Origin of the sequence: uncultured Paraglaciecola sp. (assembly GCF_937123705.1) — a bacterium.
Taxonomy (GTDB): Bacteria; Pseudomonadota; Gammaproteobacteria; order Enterobacterales; family Alteromonadaceae; genus Paraglaciecola.
On sequence record NZ_CAKZKO010000092.1, the window covers coordinates 1 to 4113 of the forward strand.

Below are 4113 nucleotides of genomic sequence, written 5' to 3' on the forward strand. Positions count from 1 at the left end.
CCGGCTTTCGCTTCGCTACCCAGCTCGGCAATCGGGTCGCTCCAAGTCTGTGTGTACAGATTAAGTTGGTAACCAGCCCCGCCGCTTTTATTAATCAGCGTCTTGAACTGCGGCCCGATCAAGTCGGAAAATTCGTCCCCGTGAATCACAATATTCGGTGGTTTCTTGGTGTGCTCGTTCGTATTACTGGGCGCTATACCATGCTTATAGATATGACCCGCCAAACTGGTCAGATCACTGAACATGGAAGCGCCCACCGCACTGGCTACTTCTGGATCGGTGAGTGCGTCCAGCCCCACATAGACGACTGCGTTAGACCTTATTGCTTGCGCCCATTCCAACACCGGGCGTTGGTCGTCGGTGTTCGCCTTATCGGGTGCCAGGATAGAAGCGATGTTGCCGGTGGTTAGCTTTTCCAGGAAGGGCTTGATGGACACCGTGATTTTCAAGAAATACTCACGGTCATAGCGAAAAGCAGACATTAGCCCTTCTAACACCTGATCGAAAGTCGCATGGGTATTGAGATAGCACACCATTGCCAGTGCCTCAGGGTCTTTGCCCTGATCGATCCTTGGCAACGACTTTATGTTGATACTGTCTTGCAGCTCCCCCAACTCATCCTGCCAATCCTCCGGGCCATGCTCTGCCAGCCAATGGCGGCCATACAGAATCAACAGTGCATCGATATCGGTGATATAGCGACGAATTTTGAGGTAATCCGGTGTTTCACCCATCGCCACCAGCGCTACGGCAATGACGTTAATAAATTGCCAGGCAAATTCTTTAAACGCACTGGCCTCACCTTCGCCCGGTAGCTGGCTGGCGATTCGCGTCGCAACTTCTGTAATCCGCGAAAAAGAACCAATGGCATTGTAACGGGCGCTCAGCTCGGGATAGCCCAGATGAAAGATAATGAGCTGACGCCCTGCTTTCTGGGATTCAACATAGATACGCTTTAGATAATCGGCGTCTCCTTTCGGGTCTAACACGATGACACAGTTGTTGCCGCGTCGAATATCCTGGGTCGTCAGCACTTCGGCCAGCCGGGTTTTGCCATGGCGAGTTCGGGCGATCACCACCATATGCCCGACCCGGTCACTGAGCGGCATGGTGGCATTGGTTTCCCCTCTGATCCCGACGCCGTGTATGACGGCATCGCCCCCAATGGCTGGCGGGGGACGGACGGGATTCAGAGGGGAATCTAGTGCGGTCCATCGCATGATCGTTCGCAATAGGGGCGTATGCTCCCATTCGATCTCTTTGCGACGAACCCATTGTTTGATGGCGCTGGGCTGCAGATAACGTTCAGCGCGTTTATCGCGGGCAGCGTAGAGTCGTTCGGTGTGTGTCTGGTTCCAGCGAAAGCCTCGCCCTAAGAACAATACCGACTGACTTACCGGCACTTGAGAAGAAGACATGACATAACGCGGGCTGCGCTTGAGATGGCGCTGATACTGAATCACTCGCCAGGCCTGGCGACCACGCCACACACCGATCCCACCCAAGCACCCGGCGCTGAACAGGGCAACCGATGGCGTCATCATCAAGGCATGCGGTGCCACTAACACGATCCCTGCGCAACTGAACGCCACTATCGCGGAAGACAGCTCCACGGGAGGACGTAATAACACCTCGACTTCATACCGGTCGGTCACTGCTCCCAACCCTCCTTTGATAGCAAGATCGGGTAGTGACTCAGACCCAGCTTAGTGGCGAAACCTTCGGCTGAAGCGGGCACCAGACGAAGCCCTTTCGCGATAGCCAAAACCGCCTCAATCTCCTGACGATCCTTCGCCTCAACCAACAGGCCAACGGCTCCGATATGGATAAGCTGCTCACGCTTTTCGGCCAGCCAGTCTCGCGATTTCTGATCAGACCCCACCAAAAACAAGGGCCGCTGCAAATAACGTAATGCTTTTGGGGTGACTGTGACCTGACCGGGCTGCATTGAAGGTGTGGTGATCGGCAGCTTGAACGGCAATTGGCGATTCGCGTCCTGAGCAGTGGGCTTTTCTTGTGGCGCTCGTTTCGGCAGATAGGGCTCAAGCGGTAAGGTATCGCCTGAGTCATAAATCACGGTTAGTGGTTCTCTGGCGTGAGCCCCTAAACACAACAACAGGCACAGCAGTCCGAATAGCCCTCGCATTAGAACCACTCCCGCCAATACTGCCTTACACGCTCTCGGTAACGCTGAGCGCTGTCGAGCGATTCCGCGTCCTGGCCGGGGTCGTGGTAGCGCCCTACCGCCTCCCACCAGTCATTAGTCTGCTCAAACTGCTCGTACAGAATCGTGGCTCCGGCACTGAGGTTCTTAATCGGCACCAGCGATTCGTCAATCGTGGCAAACCGTTGCCCGTGCCAACGCCAGTTAACCTGCATCAACCCGATATCGACTGACTGCTGTTTTCGGATAGCCTGGGAAACCCGGTGAATTGCATCTTGCTGGGATTCGCAAAAGACGCTTTGGCCATCGATATTCAACGCCCAGGGCCACGGTACTCGCTCACCGCGATAATGCGTACCGCTTTCTGTCATCGCTATCGCATAGAGAATATCGACAGGGACTTGATGGCTCTTGGCAACTATCAAATAGGCCACTGGCACGTCTTCCAATGCAACCGCTGCCACTGACTGCATCAATGTCACCCCGGCGATCCATTTTTTCACTAAACAAGGTTTAACCAAACATGACCTCATCAAATAAGGATTCATAACCCTAAACTCTCCCTGTTCAATTGAAAGAAACGTCCATTGCGTTTTAAGAAGATCGGCATGGCATCTGCCGGTGAAACTGTGGATTGACTCTTCAATCGTTGTAGTAACCCCTCATCACGGTTCAAAGTGAGATGCCCCCCATTGAACCAGGCCGTTTTTATCGCGTGGGCATTCGCCCATGCTCTAACAGCCTCATCATCTTGAGCATCGCGAACGTACACATCGACACCGCTTTGTTGAGCACTCGACAGCAAACCCATTAATCGGTTAATAACCGGCAAGCACTCACGGCAATTTGGCGGTACAAAAATAAGCAGACGGTCACCATCAACAAAGCGCTTTTGCGCTATTCGTTTCGCGTCCTTCATTGCAGACTTCTGTTGTTGGTGCGCAAAGTAAGGAGCCAACAAGCGGTGATCTAACATCGCAGCATTGGGAAACAGACGTTCGAAGGCAGCGCGGTAGGCTTGTTGAAATTGCAACGTGCGCCCGGTTAAATCAAATTCCTGTTGCGCATACAGCTCGGCGTAACGCTGTTCTTCCTGCGGAGACTCTGCAAACATCCCAAGCGCTAACAATGGGTCAAGATCGGGACTCCATTTTCCCAATGGGCTACGCATTAAATCTAGATAACGTTGATACTCTTCTTGATCCAATCCCCATCGCTTCGCTAAGGTCTGTAATTCAATCATTCGGCTGATCGGCGTTTCAGTACTGGGGGTTTTCGATGCGTTCGTTAAAGCCTCATTCGTATCCGCAATCGCTGCGCTAGAAATAGACGATAATAAAATCAACCCTATCGCTAAAGTCCGTTGGTGATTCACGGTGTCACCTCACGCTGAATCCATAGACGCTTCTTCCATAGGCGATAGTGCTCGTCAACGAGCTGACTGGCTTCATATCCGGTCGGCAACGTTTCAGAATTAACAGGCGGGATTTTCAGCACCGTGCCTGCCAATAGATGATTCATATTGTGATTCGCAAACGCCTGGGGCTTCGCCTGAAAGAGATGAACCAGCGATTGATCCGTTGTCATCCCTTCGAGATCGAGCTTGCTGGCGATGCGACTTAAGATCTCACCCCGCGATACGGGGCCATAACTGTGCTGTTCGGCTGCAATCGATTTCAATTCCTTTGAGGGTAATAAAACATTACTCTTATTGGTTTGTAACCATAACTTGTAATACATTCTACTCTTGTATGCTCTTTAGTGATATGGTCTCCGTCAGTAGTTGCATCTCGCCATTTTATTTCTATTGCATTATTGTTGTCTAAAAAGTCTATTTCAAATGTCTTTGGTCTTGCGCCAACTGTGTTTTTGACTAATGTTCGTTTTCCTTTTAGGTTGTTAAATTTAAAGCATAGAACAGTTGCTTCTTCTAAAAACGACCCCGCATA

6 protein-coding genes are annotated in these 4113 nt (G+C 51.6%); all 6 read right to left on the bottom strand.

Annotation, left to right across the window (positions count from 1 at the left end):
* A partial coding sequence (traD, locus tag Q0688_RS12615) for a type IV conjugative transfer system coupling protein TraD (protein ID WP_299077029.1) occupies positions 1–1655 on the bottom strand: 1655 nt, incomplete at its 3' end.
* The gene (locus tag Q0688_RS12620) at positions 1652–2146 is read right to left on the bottom strand and encodes a PFL_4695 family integrating conjugative element protein (RefSeq protein WP_299077032.1); all 495 of its coding nucleotides are present in this window, start codon (positions 2144–2146) and stop codon (positions 1652–1654) included. The genes Q0688_RS12620 and traD, both read right to left, overlap by 4 nt.
* Complete coding sequence (locus Q0688_RS12625; RefSeq protein ID WP_299077035.1) at positions 2146–2712, bottom strand: lytic transglycosylase domain-containing protein; 567 nt, start codon at positions 2710–2712, stop codon at positions 2146–2148. Before Q0688_RS12625 ends, Q0688_RS12620 begins: the two co-directional genes overlap by 1 nt.
* Positions 2709–3539: a TIGR03759 family integrating conjugative element protein gene (locus Q0688_RS12630; protein ID WP_299077038.1), complete on the bottom strand. Its 831-nt coding sequence runs from the start codon at positions 3537–3539 to the stop codon at positions 2709–2711. The genes Q0688_RS12625 and Q0688_RS12630 overlap by 4 nt, the downstream gene beginning before the upstream one ends.
* Positions 3536–3904 (bottom strand): hypothetical protein, encoded by a 369-nt coding sequence (locus Q0688_RS12635; RefSeq protein WP_299077041.1) that lies wholly within the window; start codon positions 3902–3904, stop codon positions 3536–3538. The genes Q0688_RS12630 and Q0688_RS12635 overlap by 4 nt, the downstream gene beginning before the upstream one ends.
* The coding region (locus Q0688_RS12640) for an ApaLI family restriction endonuclease (protein WP_299077045.1) at positions 3841–4113 on the bottom strand (273 nt) is incomplete at its 5' end. The genes Q0688_RS12635 and Q0688_RS12640, both read right to left, overlap by 64 nt.